Annotated in this window: 10 protein-coding genes; 3 read left to right on the top strand and 7 right to left on the bottom strand. The window is 67.4% G+C overall.

From position 1 onward, the window contains the following. Positions 1-43 precede the first annotated feature (43 nt). The 4 genes from nagE to CHB69_RS04925 form a co-directional block, all read right to left on the bottom strand. Positions 44-1,738: an N-acetylglucosamine-specific PTS transporter subunit IIBC gene (gene nagE / locus CHB69_RS04940; RefSeq protein WP_089214893.1), complete on the bottom strand. Its 1,695-nt coding sequence runs from the start codon at positions 1,736-1,738 to the stop codon at positions 44-46. Further along, positions 1,735-4,227 (bottom strand): phosphoenolpyruvate--protein phosphotransferase, encoded by a 2,493-nt coding sequence (gene ptsP, locus CHB69_RS04935; protein WP_141133914.1) that lies wholly within the window; start codon positions 4,225-4,227, stop codon positions 1,735-1,737. The genes nagE and ptsP overlap by 4 nt, the downstream gene beginning before the upstream one ends. Next, positions 4,224-6,509 carry a family 20 glycosylhydrolase gene (locus tag CHB69_RS04930; RefSeq protein WP_089214891.1) on the bottom strand — a complete coding sequence of 762 codons (2,286 nt, stop codon included), beginning with the start codon at positions 6,507-6,509 and terminating at the stop codon, positions 4,224-4,226. The genes ptsP and CHB69_RS04930 overlap by 4 nt, the downstream gene beginning before the upstream one ends. An 86-nt stretch (positions 6,510-6,595) precedes the next feature. Then, positions 6,596-9,262: a TonB-dependent receptor gene (locus CHB69_RS04925; protein WP_089214890.1), complete on the bottom strand. Its 2,667-nt coding sequence runs from the start codon at positions 9,260-9,262 to the stop codon at positions 6,596-6,598. 192 nt (positions 9,263-9,454) lie between these two features. Between CHB69_RS04925 and CHB69_RS04920 the strand changes: the two genes are divergently transcribed. Genes CHB69_RS04920 through nagA form a run of 3 tightly spaced genes read left to right on the top strand, consistent with a single transcriptional unit; the run spans position 9,455 to position 12,392 of the window. Next, positions 9,455-10,195, top strand: coding sequence for a GntR family transcriptional regulator (locus CHB69_RS04920; protein ID WP_089214889.1), 741 nt, complete (start codon positions 9,455-9,457; stop codon positions 10,193-10,195). Further along, complete coding sequence (locus CHB69_RS04915; protein ID WP_089214888.1) at positions 10,192-11,238, top strand: SIS domain-containing protein; 1,047 nt, start codon at positions 10,192-10,194, stop codon at positions 11,236-11,238. Before CHB69_RS04920 ends, CHB69_RS04915 begins: the two co-directional genes overlap by 4 nt. Beyond that, the gene (gene nagA, locus CHB69_RS04910) at positions 11,238-12,392 is read left to right on the top strand and encodes an N-acetylglucosamine-6-phosphate deacetylase (protein ID WP_089214887.1); all 1,155 of its coding nucleotides are present in this window, start codon (positions 11,238-11,240) and stop codon (positions 12,390-12,392) included. The genes CHB69_RS04915 and nagA overlap by 1 nt, the downstream gene beginning before the upstream one ends. Positions 12,393-12,420: 28 nt before the next feature. Here nagA and CHB69_RS04905 read toward each other — a convergent pair whose 3' ends face one another. From CHB69_RS04905 to kdpB, 3 genes are read right to left on the bottom strand one after another with little or no spacing between them, the layout of a single operon-like run. Continuing rightward, positions 12,421-13,110, bottom strand: a complete 690-nt coding sequence (locus tag CHB69_RS04905; protein WP_089214886.1) for a response regulator — start codon at positions 13,108-13,110, stop codon at positions 12,421-12,423. Positions 13,111-13,119: 9 nt separating this feature from the next. After that, a complete protein-coding gene (gene kdpC, locus CHB69_RS04900; protein WP_089214885.1) occupies positions 13,120-13,707 on the bottom strand; it encodes a potassium-transporting ATPase subunit KdpC in 588 nt (195 codons plus the stop codon). A 10-nt stretch (positions 13,708-13,717) separates the two neighbouring features. Then, positions 13,718-15,748 (bottom strand): potassium-transporting ATPase subunit KdpB, encoded by a 2,031-nt coding sequence (gene kdpB, locus CHB69_RS04895; protein WP_089214884.1) that lies wholly within the window; start codon positions 15,746-15,748, stop codon positions 13,718-13,720. Positions 15,749-15,760: the final 12 nt, after the last annotated feature.

Genomic DNA, 15,760 nt, shown 5'->3' with positions numbered 1-15,760 from the left:
AAGGGCGAAGCCCGCGGAATGATCGAAAGCTGCGTCAGGTTGATCAGTCCAGGATCAGGTGAACGGCTCCGGCGGCAGTTCGAGTCCAGCGGTTCGACCAGTTGGCGTTCAGGGGCGCCGCATACCGATCCTGCCAATCGCGAAGGGTGACGACCCAGCGTCGATCCATGCGCCGCGCCGAGGCGATATTGGCCATTCCGCCCAATATCGCCGCGATATCCGAAGGCAGCGTTTCGGACGGCGCCATCTTCGGTGGCTGTGCGACGGCGCGCGAAGCTCCGTCGCAATGGGCGCGCATCTGGCTCGCGATGAGATCGGCCTCCGGTCCCACCACGACCTGCACGCCCCGGTCGCCGACCGCGATCATGCCCTTTGACCCCAAGGCCGCCAGCCGGTGCGGATCGGCGAGCGCGCGGTCGGCCAGCGTCAGGCGCAGGCGCGTGGTGCATGCCTCGATGCCGAGGAGATTCGCGCGGCCGCCGAGCGCGGCGACAAAGGCCTCGGCGCGGTCGGCCGGCGGCCCTTCGTCGCCTGCATCCGCTGCCGCGACTTCCGCCGGATCGCGGCCGGGGGTCATGATGCCGAAGCGGCGGATGGCGAAGCTGAAGCTCGCATAATAAATGCCGAAATAGACCGCCCCGATGGGCAGCAGCAGCAGCGGCCGTGTGGAAAGGCGGAAGTTCAGCAGATAGTCGAACAGCCCCGCCGAGAAACCAAAGCCGAGCTTCGCGCCGATGAGGTCCATCACCACCATCGACACCCCTGTCAGCACGGCGTGCAGCGCATAGAGGAGCGGCGCGACGAACATGAAGCTGAACTCGATCGGTTCCGTGACGCCGGTGAGGAAGCTGGTGAGCGCCATCGACGACATCATGCCGAGCACCGCCGGGCGCCGTTCGCGCGGCGCGGCGCGATACATGGCGAGGCAGGCTGCGGGCAGGCCGAACATCATCACCGGGAAAAAGCCGCTCATGAACGCGCCCGCGGCCGGGTCGCCGGCGAAGAAGCGATTGAGGTCGCCCGATGCGCCGTGAAAATCGCCGAGCACGAACCAGGCGAGATTGTTGAGGATGTGGTGCAGCCCGGTGACGATCAACAGCCGGTTGAGCACGCCATAGAGGAACAGGCCGACCGAACCGGCGCCGATCACCCACTGGCTGAGATGGTCGATCGCGCTTTCCATCAAGGGAAAGCCGAGCCCGAAGAACGGCGCCGCGAGCAGGCCGAACAGGCCCGCGGCGATCGGCACGAAGCGCCGGCCGCCGAAAAAGGCGAGATATTCGGGCAGACGGATCGCGTGAAAACGATTATAGAGATAACCCGCGCCGAGGCCCGCGATAATTCCCGCCGGGACGCTGAGCTTGGCGAGTTCCTTGCTCTTCCACGCCGCGGTCAGCGTATCGCGGATCGCGGGGTCGGCGATCGCCGCCGGCACCGCGCCGGGCGGCACCGCCATCAACGCGCGCGCGCCTTCGGTCAGTACGAGATAGGCGACCGCGCCGGCGAGCCCTGCCGATCCGTGATTTTCCTTCGACAGCCCGACCCCGACCCCGATCGCGAAGAGCAGGCCGAGATTGGCGAAGATCGCCGACCCCGCGCTGGCGACGAAGGCAAGGCCGAGCAGATCGGGCTGCCCGAAGCGAAGCAGCAGCGCCGCCACGGGCAGGACCGCGATCGGCAGCATCAGCGCGCGGCCGATCGGTTGCAGGCGGTTCTGGACGACGGTTCTGACGCTCATGGCTTTTCCTTTCCGAGCAGCGCCCGCACCGCTTCGGCGCTGCCCAGCGCGCAGGCGCGGCGCGCGAGATGCTCGCACGCCGCGAGATCGAGCGTGCGGACGCGCGCCTTGATCGCAGGGATCGGGTTCGCGACGCTTGACAATTCGCGGCAGCCGAGCCCGATCAGCAGCGGCGCGGCGTCGGGGTCGGACGCGATCCCTCCGCAGATGCCGAACCAGCGGCCGTGCTTGCGTGCGCCCTCCGCTGCGGCGGCGATCAGGCGCAGCACCGCGGGGTGAAGCGCGTCGATGCGCGCGGCCAGCCCTGCGTTGCCGCGGTCCATCGCGAGCGCATATTGCGCAAGGTCGTTGCTGCCGATCGACAGGAAGTCGGCCTCGACGGCGATCGCGTCGGCCAATATCGCCGCGGCGGGGGTTTCGATCATCGCGCCGAGCTCGACCGGCGCGGCGATGCCAAGGTCGCGGCGGGCGTCGTCGAGCAGCGCGCGGGCGGCGCGAAGCTCGCCAGGCTCGACGACCATTGGCAGCATGATCCGCAGTTGCGTCGCCGGAACGCCGCGCAAAATTGCGCGCAATTGCGTTGCGAGGACGTCCGGCCGCTGCATCGAGAACCGGATGCCGCGCATCCCCAGCGCGGGATTCTCTTCGGGCGCAAAGGGCAGGCAGCGCAGCGGCTTGTCGGCGCCCGCGTCGAGCGTGCGGACGATCAGCGGCCTGCCGCCCAGCGCCGTGGCGATGTCGGCATAGACGCCGGCCTGCCAATCCTCGCCGGGCGGCGTGTCGCATTCGGCGAAGAGAAACTCGGTGCGCAGCAGCCCGCATCCCTCGGCGCCCATCGCGACGGCGTGGCGGGCATCGTCGGCCGAAGCGAGGTTGGCGAAGATCTCGATCCGCCGTCCATCGGCCATCACGCAATCCTGCGCGGCCGCGGCGAGCGCATCGGCGGCCCGCGCACGGCGCGCGGCGAGATCGGTGCGAACGCCGGCGATCCGCGCGGCATCGGGCGCGGTCTCGACCCGCGCGCGGTCGGCGTCGAGGACGATGGTCGCGCCTTGTGCCAGCGCCGCAGCGCCGGCCCCCGCCGCGACGAGCATCGGCACGCCCCTTGCCGCCGCCAGAATGGCGAGATGCGAGGTCGCGCCGCCCGCGCCGAGCAGGATTCCGCCGATGTTTGCACGCGCGGGCTCGAGCAGGAAAGACGGAGCGAGGTCCGCTGCGACGATGATCGCGCCCGCGGGCACCTCGACGGCATCGGGGACGGTCCCCGCGAGTTCGGCGAGCAACTGCCGCTCGATATCGCGCAGGTCGATCGCGCGTTCGGCGAGGCGCGCGACCCCGGTGCTGCACAAGGCCTCCTCTTCTTGCCGCGACGCCTGCCGCCAGGCGAAGGCCGCCGAGGCGCCGCCCGCAATCAGCGCGGCGGCGCGCTCACCCAGCGCGACATCCTCGACCAGCGCAATATGTGCCTGTGCAATGGCAGCGGCGGGTCCGGCATCCGGATCGGACGCGCGCGCGGCGAGCCGCAGCACCAACCGTTCCCTCGCGGCCGTCAGGCGCGCCAGCTCTTCGCGCGGTTCACCGGTTTCGACCGCAATCGGCGCATCTGCGCCCTCGATACGAAAGACTGGTCCCACGGCGAGGCCGGGCGACGCGCGCACGGCGCGAAATTCGCCGGGCCGGAGCGGCGTGTCGGCCGCGTCCTCGTCGGGACGGGCAGGGGTGACGGCATCGCCGTCGTCGGCACCGCTATGCGCGATGATCTCGGCGAGCTGCACGGCAAAAGCGCGCGGCTCGGGGCCGACGACGCGAATATCGAGTTCGTCGCCCGCGATTGCGCCGAGCGCCAGCAGCGAGGTGACGCTTTTGGCGTCGGCGCTGCGATCGCGGCAGGCGACCCGGACCTCGCCGCCGAATGCGCGCGCGAGCGCCGAAATCCGCGCCGCGGGCCGTGCATGGATACCGTGGCCGCCCGGCAAGATCGCGCGCACATGCGCGGTCGCCTGCACGCCCCCCGGCGCCGCGGCATCGGCGGCCGCGGGAGCTTCTATTTCGAGCAGCAATTCGCCCGCGGCGATCGGCCCGGGCCCGGCCCTGAACCCTATCGCGGCGCCGGCGGTGGTGACGACGATCGGGGTGGCGAGGCTGGGTGCGGCCAGCGCGATATGGTCGAGATCGAGGCCGATCAGCGCGTCGCCCGCCGCAACCCGGTCGCCCGCCGCAACCATCGGCACGAAGCCCTTGCCGCCCAGTGCCACTGTGTCGATCCCGATGTGGATCAGCAGTTCGATGCCGCCGTCCGACCGCAGCGTGACCGAATGACCCGTGGGCGCCACCGCGACGATCTCGCCGTCGAAAGGGGCGAGCAAACGGTCTGCCAAGGGCTCGATTGCGAGGCCGTCGCCGACGATCTTCTGCGCGAATACGGGGTCGGGGACCTGTTCGAGCGCGCAGACGATTCCGGCGATCGGCGCATGAATTCGGGTCGTCACCTCGGCTCCCGTTGCAGCAAGTCGACCGTCTCGATCGCCCACAGCGGGTCGGGCCCGGTCGCCGTATAGGTCAGGCAAAGGTCGTGGCGCCCCGTCGTCGGCGCGACCGGCGCGGTCAGCCTCGTCACCCCCGGATTGCTCACGGCCGGGGCGAGCGGCAAGGTCGCGATCACCGGGCCGTCGCAGTCGTCCAACCGCACTTCGAACTCGCCCGCGGGGGTTTTCGGCGTGCGAAAGTGGATCGCATCGCGGTCCTTGCCGACCTGAAAGTTGAAGGGGAGCTGTCCGACTCCGAGTTCGATGTCCGTCACCTTGTCGAACATTGCCCCGCGATAGATCCAGCATGGTTCGAGGATGTCGATCAGGAAGGCGGCACGCGGACCCGCCGCGGGAAAATCATCCTCGAGCACCAGATCGACCTTGTGCTGACAGGTTTCGAGCGCGCGGCTGTCGCGCCGTTGCAACCCACCGGCGGTCAGGCGGCGCGTCGTGCCGACGCCGAGCTTGCGGCCGTCGAGCAGTGCCCATGCCGCGACCTCGGCCGGCACATCGACCGTGAAGGGAGCATTGTAGGGGAGGGGAGGGCCGCCATCGACCGAATATTGCACGGGCAGGCCGCCCTGCACCGACAGCGCGACGCGCGCGCGCGCACCGGCAGGCTCGACGGCGATGGCGGGTGTCCATGCGCTGGACGAGGGCTCCAACCCCAAGGGGCGCAAACGATCGAGCTGTGGCATCAGCCGGCGCAGGAACGCCGGATAATCCTTGCTCCCATGTCCCGTCCACGCGACTTCGGCGAGTGCCGACAGGCGCGGGAAGGCCATGAAGGAGGTGCGCTCCTCGGTCCGGATATGCTCGGTCCAGATATTCGCCTGCACGCCCAATATATGCGTGCGCTCGGTGGGCGACAGTTCGGCGGGCCGGGGTTCGAAGGCGAGCACCGACGCAAGCGAGATGATGCCGCCGCGCCCCGGCGGATCGCCGGGGTGCTGTGCCTGAATATGGTCGAGATAGAGGTCGGGCGACGGGCTGAGCACCGCATCATGCCCCTTTCGCGCGGCCTCGATCGCGCCGTCGATGCCGCGCCACGACATGACCGCCACCGATTGCGGGACGTCGCCCTCCAATATTTCGTCCCAGCCGATCGCGGTGCGGCCATGCGCTTCGAGGAAGCGCGCGAGCCGGCTCATCATCCGGCCCTGCAGCGCATTCTCGTCCTTCAGCCCGAGCGCCGCGATGCGCGCCTGCGTCGCGGACGAAGCGCGCCACTGGTCCTTCACCGCCTCGTCGCCGCCGATGTGGATCGTGCGGCCGGGAAAGATGTCGATGACTTCGGCGAGGATCGTCTCGAGCGCCGCGAGCGTCGCCGCGTCGCTGTTGTAGAGCCACGGGAAGACGCCCCAGTCGGCCTCGGTGCCCGGCGGGACCGGCACGCCCATGCCCCATTCGGGGTAGGCGCGGATCGCGCTCAATGCGTGGCCGGGGACGTCGATTTCGGGCACGATCTCGATGCCGCGGTCGGCGGCATAGGAGACGATGTCGCGGAGTTCGGCCTGGGTGTAGAAGCCGCGATATTCGGGGAGCGGCGGCGCGCCCGGTGCGGTCGCGGGGCGGCGCGCCGCGCCGATGCCGGTCAGCTTCGGGAACGCCTTGATCTCGATGCGCCAGCCCTGATCGTCGACCAGATGCCAGTGCAGGCGATTGAGCTTGTGCGCCGCCATCCAGTCGATGAAAGACCGGACATAGCGCGGCGATTGAAAATGGCGCGCGCTGTCGAGCATCGCGCCGCGCCATCCGAGCGCGGGGCCGTCGTCGATGCGCTGCGCGGCGATCGAGCGGCCCTCCGATGCGGTCGCCAGCTGCCAGAAGCTGACGAGACCATAGAATAGCCCGCGGTCGTCGCTCGCGGTCACCCGCGCGCCCGCGGGGCCAATGTCGAGCCGATAGGTTTCGGGCGCCATCCCGTCGGCGCGCTGAAGATGCAGAGCCGCGCCGGCGCCGCCGGCGGGTTCGAAGCGGCCGGCGGTCCATTGGCCGAATATGCCCGCGATCCTGCTCGCGGCCGCGTCGCCGGGCGGCGCGACGATCCGGATGCCCGCGGTCAGGTCGAGGTGCCCTTTGGCGGCTTCGACATGGCGGGGGGTCGGAAAGATCTCCTGGCTTTGGCCGGTCGCAGACACGGTGGCGGCGGCCGGCGTTGCGCTCGCGGGCTGCGCCTCGCCCGCGCCGGGCAAGGCGATCAGACAGGCCAGCGCACAGGATAGAGATCGCCCGAGTGCCATATGTCTCCCCAATAGCCGGGCGCCCCTCCGGGCTCGCCCGCCGTTCGGACGGACGGAGCCCGGACGGGCCGTCCGGGGCCGGGCGGTCAGAACTTGCCCCGCACCCCGAAGTAGAACTGGCGGCCGTTGTCGTAAATGGCCCGCGGCCGCGCCGTCGTTCCCGAATATTGCTCGATCTTCTCGTTGGTCAGGTTCACCGCATCGGCGAAGAGCGACACATTTTCGGTGACATGGACGCTGAGCGAGGCGTCGAGCGATGCGGTCGCCTTTTGGTTGAGCGGCGAGGCGCGGTCGATGTCGATGAAGAATTTCGACCGGTAATTATACGACAGGCGGGCCGAGAAAAGGTCGCTCTCATAATAGCCCGTCAGGTTCAGCGCATGTTTCGAATTGCCCGGGATCGGATCTCCATCTTCCGATTTGGCATCCGAATAGGTGTAGTTGACGAGTGCCCCGAAGCCGCCCCACAGCGGCCGCGACACCTGCAACTCGATGCCCTTGTTGGTGCCGCCGCTGCCGTTCGAGCGCCGGTTCACGTCGAAGACGCAGTCGTACAGATTGGGATTGCTCCCGCCCGACGGCGTGCAGCGCGACAGATTGGGCGTCGCGGTTTCGACCGGGAAGGTCTCCTGGATCGTCCGGTTGACGATATAGGACTGGATATCCTTGTAATAGAGCGCCGCCGCGACGATCGTATCGCGTTCGGGATACCATTCGAGCGACAGGTCATATTGATTGGCGCGGAAGGGATTGACGAAGGGGTCGCCGCCGCTCGCGGTCAGCGCCCCGGGGTTCAGGCTGACCCGCGGCACGATATCGGTATAGTCCGGACGCGCGACCACGCGGCCCGCGGCGAAACGCAGCTTCACCGCGTCGGTGAGGTCGTAACTGAGGTTCACGCTGGGCAGGAAATCGGTGTACGACCGGTCGATCGTGACCGGCAGATAGACGCCGAACGCATTGTCGTCGACCGTGCCCGGTCCGGGCGGCACGCCGAGGATATTGCCCGACGAACGCTGGTCGGTGCGCACGATGCGGAGGCCGAAATTGCCGCTCCAGCGGTCGCCGCCGAGCTTGGCCATGACGTAGCCGCCATAGGTTTTTTCGTTGATCGTGAAATTTTCGGGCGGATTGAGGATGCGGGCGCGCACCGATTCGGGCTGGCTGAAGAAGATCTGTTCGAGCTTTTTGCGGTCGATGTTGAAATAGCTCGTGAGCGTTCCCGGAGAAGCGATGTTCTTGAGGAAGTCGGAGGGCAGCGACCCGCCCGCAAAGTCCGACGACAGGCAGGGGCCGCCGCAGCCTTCGGCAGCGAGCGGCAGGAAAAAGCCGCCATAGGTCGTTGCGAGGAAGCCCGTTTCGCGGTCGTGGTCGGTATATTTCACCCCGACCTTGATCGCCTGGAGCGGGCCGAGGTCGAGCGCATGTTCGTAATCGAGATAGACATATTTCTCTTCGTCGTCGTTCGTGATCTGGTGCAGCGAGGCGAAGTCGAAGATGAGGTCGTCGGGATTGTCGGGGTCGATGCCGGTGAAGCTGACCTGCGGCGCGCGGCCGGTGAGGTCATAGGTGAAGCTGCCCGGCGCGCCGCCCTCGTAAAAAGGTTGCGAGGTCGTGTCGCCGCTCGCCTTGGTCCAGCCCGCCTTGAAGTGGAGCGTCGATCCGTCGGTGGGGTGCCAGTTGAGGTCAAAGTCCGCCGAGGCGGTCTTCGCCTTGGCGAAACGGTCGATCGCGTCATAGACGACCGCGCGCCCGCCCGGGGTCGAGGTGACCGTCCCCTTCACATAGGTGTTGTCCTCGACGGTCGTGTCGGTCAGCGTCCCGCCGCCGCCGAGCGCGTTCGCGGTCCAGGCGAGGTAGTTCTGGTTGAAATTGTCGGCATTGAACACCGCATAGAGGCCGGTGACGTTGATCTCGACCGCATCCGACGGATTGACCTGGATGCCGATATTGCCGCCATAGCGCTCGCGGTCCTGCTGGAACAGCGCCGATCCGATCAGCGACGGCGCCAGCGGCGAATCGGCCGCGGCGCCCGGAACGGTCTGATAACCGAGCACTTCGACGCCGTCGCGGCGGATCTCGCGGCGTTGATAGACGCCGCCGATCAGGATGCCGAAGGTCTCGGCGTCGTTCTTCCAGCTGACGAGGCCCGAAAATTGCGGATTGGTCTTGTCCGACCGGTCCGAATAGACGAGCTGCGCCGATCCGCTGACCGTGAAGCTCGGCAGGTCGAGCGGGTTGCGCGTGTTGACGTTGATCGTGCCGCCGACGCCGCCCTCCTCGATATCGGCCTGCGGGCTCTTGTATACTTCGATCTTGCCGACGATCTCCGACGGCAGCGTCAGATAGTTGAAGCTGCGCGTCGAGGCGAGCTGGTCGAGGATGAACCAGTCGGCGGTCGCGATCGCATGGCCGTTGACGGTGGTGCGGGTGAGGTTCGGCGCCGTGCCGCGCAGCGAGACGCGCTCGCCTTCGCCATATTCGCGGTTGATCACGATGCCGGGGACGCGCTGCAGCGCTTCGGCGACGTTGCGGTCGGGGAATTTGCCGATGTCCTCGGCGGTGATCACGTCGGCAATCACCGACAGGTCGCGCTTGGCGTCGATCGACTGCGCGATCGAGGCGCGATAGCCGGTGACGACGATTTCCTGGCCGTCTCCGGTCGGGGCGCTGTCCTGTGCGGCAGCGGGCGAGATGCAGGCGATATAGGCGATGGCGCTTGCGGTGGCCAAAAGCGGCTTCGATCCAGACATGCGAGTCCCCCTCTATGTAATGGTCCTAATTTGGTAACATAGAGAAAATACCAATATCAACCAAAAAATCGTATCCGTCGCCAATTAGCGAGATTTTCCAAGATTTATGGGGCATTTTGTGAATTTTTCTTGCGTTGCGTCGAGAATTGGTGTTGAATTGGTCTATCAAATCGGAGTGAGGGCACGCGTTCCATGGTCATCGCAGGCGACGAATCCAAACCGGCCGACACCGAGCCGGCCGGGCTGCGCTATCAGCAACTCGGCAACATGCTGCGCGCGAGTATCGCGAACCATGAATTCGCGCCCGGCGGCGCGATTCCGCCCGAGCGTATGCTCGCCGAACGCTATGGTGTGTCGCGCGTCACGGTGCGCCGCGCGGTCGACGAACTGGTGAGCGAAGGCCTGCTCGTGCGGCGGCACGGGGCCGGAACCTTCGTGGTCGACCGCGTCGAAAAGCAGTTCGCGAAGCTCAGCTCCTTTTCCGAAGACATGATTTCGCGCGGCCGCGTGCCGTCGAGCCGCTGGCTCGACAGGATCGAAAGTTTCGTCACCCCCGACGAATCGCTGTCCCTCGGGCTCAGCCCCGGGTCGCGTATCTATCGCTTCGCGCGCCTGCGCTGTGCCGACGGTATCGCGATGGCAATCGAGCGATCGACGATTGCAAGCTATGCGCTCACCGACCCCGATGCGGTCGTCGATTCGCTTTATGCGGCGCTCGACAAGACGGGGCATCGGCCGGTGCGTGCGCTGCAAAAGCTGCGCGCGATTCTGGTCGACGCCGAATCGGCGGCGATCATGGATATCGAGCCGGGGGCGCCGGGCTTGCTGATCGAACGCCGCGGCTTCCTTGCCGACGGCCGGATCGTCGAGATGACCGAGAGCCTCTATCGCGGCGACGCCTATGATTTCATCGCCGAGCTGGTGGAGGGATGAACGTGGCGACATCCGCCGAGCGCACATTGATGTTTCTGGAAGCCGCCAGCGCGGGCGACGCCGTCGAGCGGCAATTTGGCTGCGCGCAAGGCGTCATCATCGACATTTTGCGGTCGCTCGCCGCCGATCCGCCGTCGATGGTCGTCACCTGCGCCCGCGGTAGTTCGGATCATGCCGCGACCTTCGCCAAATATGCCTTCGAGCGACAGCTGGGATGGGTCACGGCGTCCGCAGCCCCGTCGATCAGTTCAATCTATCAAGCACCGTTGAAGCTCGGCGGCAGCCTGTTCCTCGCAATCTCGCAGTCGGGCAAGAGCCCTGACCTGCTCGAAGCCGTCGAGCGCGCGTCGCATCAGGGCGCGCGAACGTTGGCGCTGGTCAATGCACCCGATACGCCGCTGTCGAAAATCGCCGACTGGACGTTGCCGCTCTGCGCAGGACCGGAGAACAGCGTCGCGGCGACGAAGAGTTATATTGCCTCGCTCGCCGCGATCGCCCGTATCGTCGGCTCGCTCGAGCGAAACGACGGCGGGATTGCGCCCGATCTCGCGGCTCTGCCCGGCTTGCTGCGTGCCGCCTGGCGGCTCGACTGGTCGCCGATGGCCGCCGCGTTCAACGAGAGTCAGGGCCTGTTCGTGCTCGGTCGCGGGCCGGGCCTCGCCATCGCGCAGGAGGCGGCGCTGAAATTCAAGGAAACCTGCGGCATTCATGCCGAAGCGTTCAGCACCGCCGAGGTCCGGCACGGCCCGATGGCGCTTGCCGCGACGGGGTTGCCGATGCTGATTTTCCGCCAGGACGATGAATCGGCATCGGGCGTCGATGCGTTGATAAAGGAGTTGCTGGCCATCGGCGCGAAGCTGCTGGTTGCGGGCTCCGGCCCCTGCGGGGGTGCGATCAACCTGCCCGTCGTCGATGCTCCGGCCGCGCTGCAACCGATGCTGCAAATCCAGTCCTTCTACAAGGCGATCAGCAGCCTCGCGATTTCGCGGGGGCATGATCCGGACCGCCCGCCCTTGCTGCGCAAAGTGACGGAAACCGTCTGATGCGCTTTGCCATTTCGAACGGTCCCGTCCTTGCCGATGGCCGGATGCTCGACGGGCGTGCCGTCGTCATTGCAGACGGGCGGATCGAGGCCATCGTCCCGGTGGCCGATCTCGATGCCGCGATCGACACGGTCGATCTGGCGGGCGCGATGCTGGTGCCCGGCTTCATCGACGTGCAGGTCAATGGCGGCGGCGGCGCCTTGTTCAACGACGATCCGTCGGTGGAAACATTGCGAAGGATCGCCGCCGCCCATCACCGTTTCGGGACGACAGCCCTGATGCCCACGCTGATCAGCGACAGCATCCCCAAGATCCGCGAGGCGGTGCAGGCGGTCGATGCCGCGATCGCGGCGGGCGTCCCGGGCATTGCGGGCATCCACATCGAGGGGCCCTTTCTGAATGTGGACCGCAAGGGGACGCACGACCCCAAGGCGATCCGCAAGCTCGACGACGAAGGCTTTGCAGCGATCACCGGGCTGCGCCGGGGCAGGACGCTGGTGACATTGGCGCCCGAGGTGACCGATGAAAAGCGGATCGGCCAGCTCCGGCAATGCGGCGTCGTCGTCTCCGCCGGCCATACAGACGCGACCTTCGCCCAAATGGAGCGGGCCTTTGCCGCCGGGGTTACCGGGGTGACCCATTTGTTCAATGCCATGTCGCAAATCACGCCGCGCGAGCCGGGCGTGGTGGGGGCGGCATTGGCCGATCCGCAATGCTGGTGCGGGATCATCGTCGATGGCTTTCACGTCGATCCGGTCGCGCTGCGCCTGGCGATCAAGGCCAAGGGCGGCCCCGATCGCTTCCTTCTGGTATCGGACGCGATGCCGCCGGTCGGGCACGACCGGAAGGAGTTCGAACTCAACGGCGAAACCATATTCGCGTCCGGCGGCGTTTGCCGGCGGGCCGACGGTACGCTCGCGGGCGCCGATCTGGAGATGGCATCGGCGGTCCGCAACGCCTCCGCGCTCCTGGATCTGACGATCGACGATGCGATCCGCCTGGCGACGCGAAATCCGGCGCGATTTATCGGACTGGAGGCCGAAATGGGGAGCATTGCGCCAGGGCATCGAGCCAATCTGGCAGCGCTCGACGAGGGAGCGAGGGTTCGGCGGACCTGGATCGACGGCAGGATGGTCTTCGGTGACGCCCGCTGAGCGATCTTGATTCACCGGTGCGCGGCTTTCAAGTTCGAAGGCGGTATCCCACGGCCAGTTCGTTGACGATCAGCTTCGGTCGTGACGGGTCCGCTTCGAGCTTCTGGCGCAACCCGCGTATCGCGATCCGCAGATATTCGACGCGATCGGATTGTGCGGGCCCCCATACCGATTTCAACAGCTGCGTGTGGCTCAGCACGCGGTCCGGACGGCGCGCAAGCTCGGCAAGCACCGAATATTCCTTCGGCGTCAGATGGACCTCCTCCCCGTCGCGCAAAACCCGGCGGTGATCGAGGTCGATGCGCAGCGCGCCGACGTCGACCACGCCTGTCTCTTCGTCCCTCGTGGCGCGTTGATGGCGCAGCGCGGTCCGGATCCGCGCGAGCAACTCGTCGGTGTCGAACGGCTTGGTGACATAATCGTCGGCGCCAAGGTCGAGCGCGGCGACCTTCTCGGCGCTGTCCTCGCGCGCCGAGACGACGATCAGCGTCGCGGTCGAGCGGCGGCGCACCGGCTCGATCAGCTCGAGCCCGTCGCGATCGGGCAGGCCGAGATCGAGCAGCACGATGTCGGGATGCTCGATGTCGAGCAGGGCGAGTGCCTGCCGCGCGTCGGCCGCCTCGACCACGTCGTGCCCGGCGCGCTGCATCGTCGCCTTCAGCAGCCGCCGGATGTGTACATCGTCCTCGACGATGAGGATTTTCGAAACCTGCGGCATCGCGGCTTTCTACTGCGCCCTGTAGTGCGCGTCGAGCGCATGATTGAGCCCGAGCACATTGACGCGCGGTTCGCCGAGGAAGCCGAGGAACGGGCGTTCGACCGCTTGCTGCACCAGCGAGCGGACGTCGCTTTCCGGCGCGCCGCGCGCCTTTGCGACGCGCGCGACCTGAAAAAAGGCCGCCTCGGGGCTGATATGGGGGTCGAGCCCCGAGGCGGAGGTCGTCACCAGGTCGGGCGGGACAGGGCGGCCCGGTGCCGTTTCGGAAAGGGCCTCGACGTCGGCGGCGACGCGGGCAGCGAGCGCTTTGCTCGCGGGGCCGAGGTTCGATCCCGACGAAGCCGCGGCGTCATAGCCGTCGGCGCCGGCAGCCGAGGGGCGGCCATGGAAATAGGCGTCGCTCGCGAATTTCTGGCCGATCAGTTCCGAGCCGACGATGCGGCTCCCGTCGCGGATCAGGCTGCCGTTCGCCTGGGCGGGAAACAGCGCCTGGCCGACACCGCTCAGCGCGAACGGATAGGCGAGACCGAGCAGTGTCGCGAAGAGCAGGGTGAACATGAGCGCGGGACGGACGGCGGTTTTGAGATCGGAAAGCATCGGCTTGTCCTCAGGCAAGATGAAGGGTGGAGACGGCGAGGTCGATCAGCTTGATGCCGGCAAACGGCGCGACGAGGCCGCCGAGGCCATAGATCGACAGATTGCGCGCGAGCAGCGGCCCGGCGGGCATCGGCCGATAGCGAACGCCCTGGAGCGCGAGCGGAACGAGGCACGGGATGATCAGCGCATTGAAGATGATCGCCGACAGGATCGCGCTTTGCGGCGTCGCGAGCCCCATGATATTGAGCACCCCAAGCCCCGGATAGAGCGCGACGAAGATGGCGGGGATGATCGCGAAATATTTGGCGACGTCGTTGGCGACCGAAAAAGTGGTCAGCGCGCCGCGCGTCATCAGCAATTGCTTGCCGAGGCCGACGACCTCGATCAGCTTGGTCGGATCGCTGTCGAGGTCGACCATATTGCCCGCCTCGCGCGCCGCCTGCGTTCCGGTGTTCATCGCGACCCCGACGTCGGCCTGCGCGAGTGCGGGCGCGTCGTTGGTTCCGTCGCCGCACATCGCGACGAGCCGGCCTTCACCCTGTTCGCGGCGGATCAGCGCGAGCTTGTCTTCCGGGGTCGCTTCGGCGAGGAAATCGTCGACCCCGGCTTCGGCGGCGATCGCCGCGGCCGTGAGCGGATTGTCGCCGGTGATCATCACCGTGCGGATGCCCATTTTGCGAAGCTCGGCGAAGCGTTCGCGCACCCCCGCCTTGACCACATCCTTCAGGTGGATCGCGCCGAGCAGCCGCCCGTCCTTGATCACCGCGAGCGGGGTGCCGCCCGAGCGGCCGATTTCGTCGGTCATGCGGCGCAATTCCTGCACCGTGGGCGCACTTTCGTCCTGCGGATGCGCCTTCAGCACCGAATCGACCGCGCCCTTGTGGATCGTGACGCCCGCGACGGTGACGCCCGACAGGCGCGTCTGCGCAGAGAAGGGGACGACGTCCGATCCCGCGGGCAGCGCCTCGACCCGGATCGCATAGCGTTCGCGCGCGAGCGCGACGATCGAGCGCCCTTCGGGCGTTTCGTCGGCGAGGCTCGCGAGCAGCGCGGCTTCGGCGAGCGTGTCGACCTCCACGCCGGCCAGCGCTCGGAACTCGCTCGCCTGGCGGTCGCCGATGGTGATCGTGCCGGTCTTGTCGAGCAGCAGCACATCGACGTCGCCCGCTGCCTCGACCGCGCGGCCCGACTTGGCGAGGACGTTGAAGCGCACGAGCCGGTCCATCCCCGCAATGCCGATCGCCGAGAGCAGCGCGGCGATGGTGGTCGGGATCAGCGTGATGAGCAATGCCGCGAGCAAGGCGACGGGGATCGCGCCGCCCGCATAGGAGGCGAAGCTCGGGATCGTCGCGACCGCGATCAGGAAGATGATCGTCAGCCCGACGAGCAGGATCGTCAGCGCGATCTCGTTCGGCGTCTTGCGCCGCTCGGCGCCCTCGACGAGCGCGATCATGCGGTCGAGGAAGCCCTGGCCGGGCTCGGCGGTGACGCGAACCTTGATGCGATCCGAAATGACGCGCGTGCCCGCCGTTACCGCGCTGCGGTCGCCGCCGGCCTCGCGGATCACCGGCGCGCTTTCGCCGGTGATCGCGGCTTCGTTGACCGAGGCGACACCCTCGATCACCTCGCCGTCGGCGGGAATCAGGTCGTCCGTCTCGACAAGCACGATCTCGCCCTTTTCGAGCTGGCTCGCCGGAACGAGTTCATAGGTGTCGCCGACGCCAAGCATCAGTTTGGCGCGTAGCTCGGCCTTGGTCGCGCGCAGCGAGGCCGCCTGCGCGCGCCCGCGGCCTTCGGCCAGCGCTTCGGCAAAGGTGCCGAACAGCACGGTCAACCAGAGCCACAGGACGAGCTGGAGTTGGAAACCCGTCGAAAGGCCGGGCTCGCCGAGCGCGAGGAGGAGGGTGAGAAGCGCGGCGACGGTCGCGGTGACGAACATCACCGGATTGCGCGCAAGGTCGCGCGGATTGAGTTTCGCCACCGCGTCGCGCATCGCGGGGACGACGAGCGCGGCGCTGAACATCGAGGTTGGGGCGGTCATGACATCAGGCTC

It is taken from the genome of Sphingopyxis indica, from assembly GCF_900188185.1.
In the GTDB taxonomy this organism is placed as follows: domain Bacteria; phylum Pseudomonadota; class Alphaproteobacteria; order Sphingomonadales; family Sphingomonadaceae; genus Sphingopyxis; species Sphingopyxis indica.
Note: the sequence above shows the minus strand (reverse complement) of the source record. Positions and strands in the feature narration are given on the sequence as shown.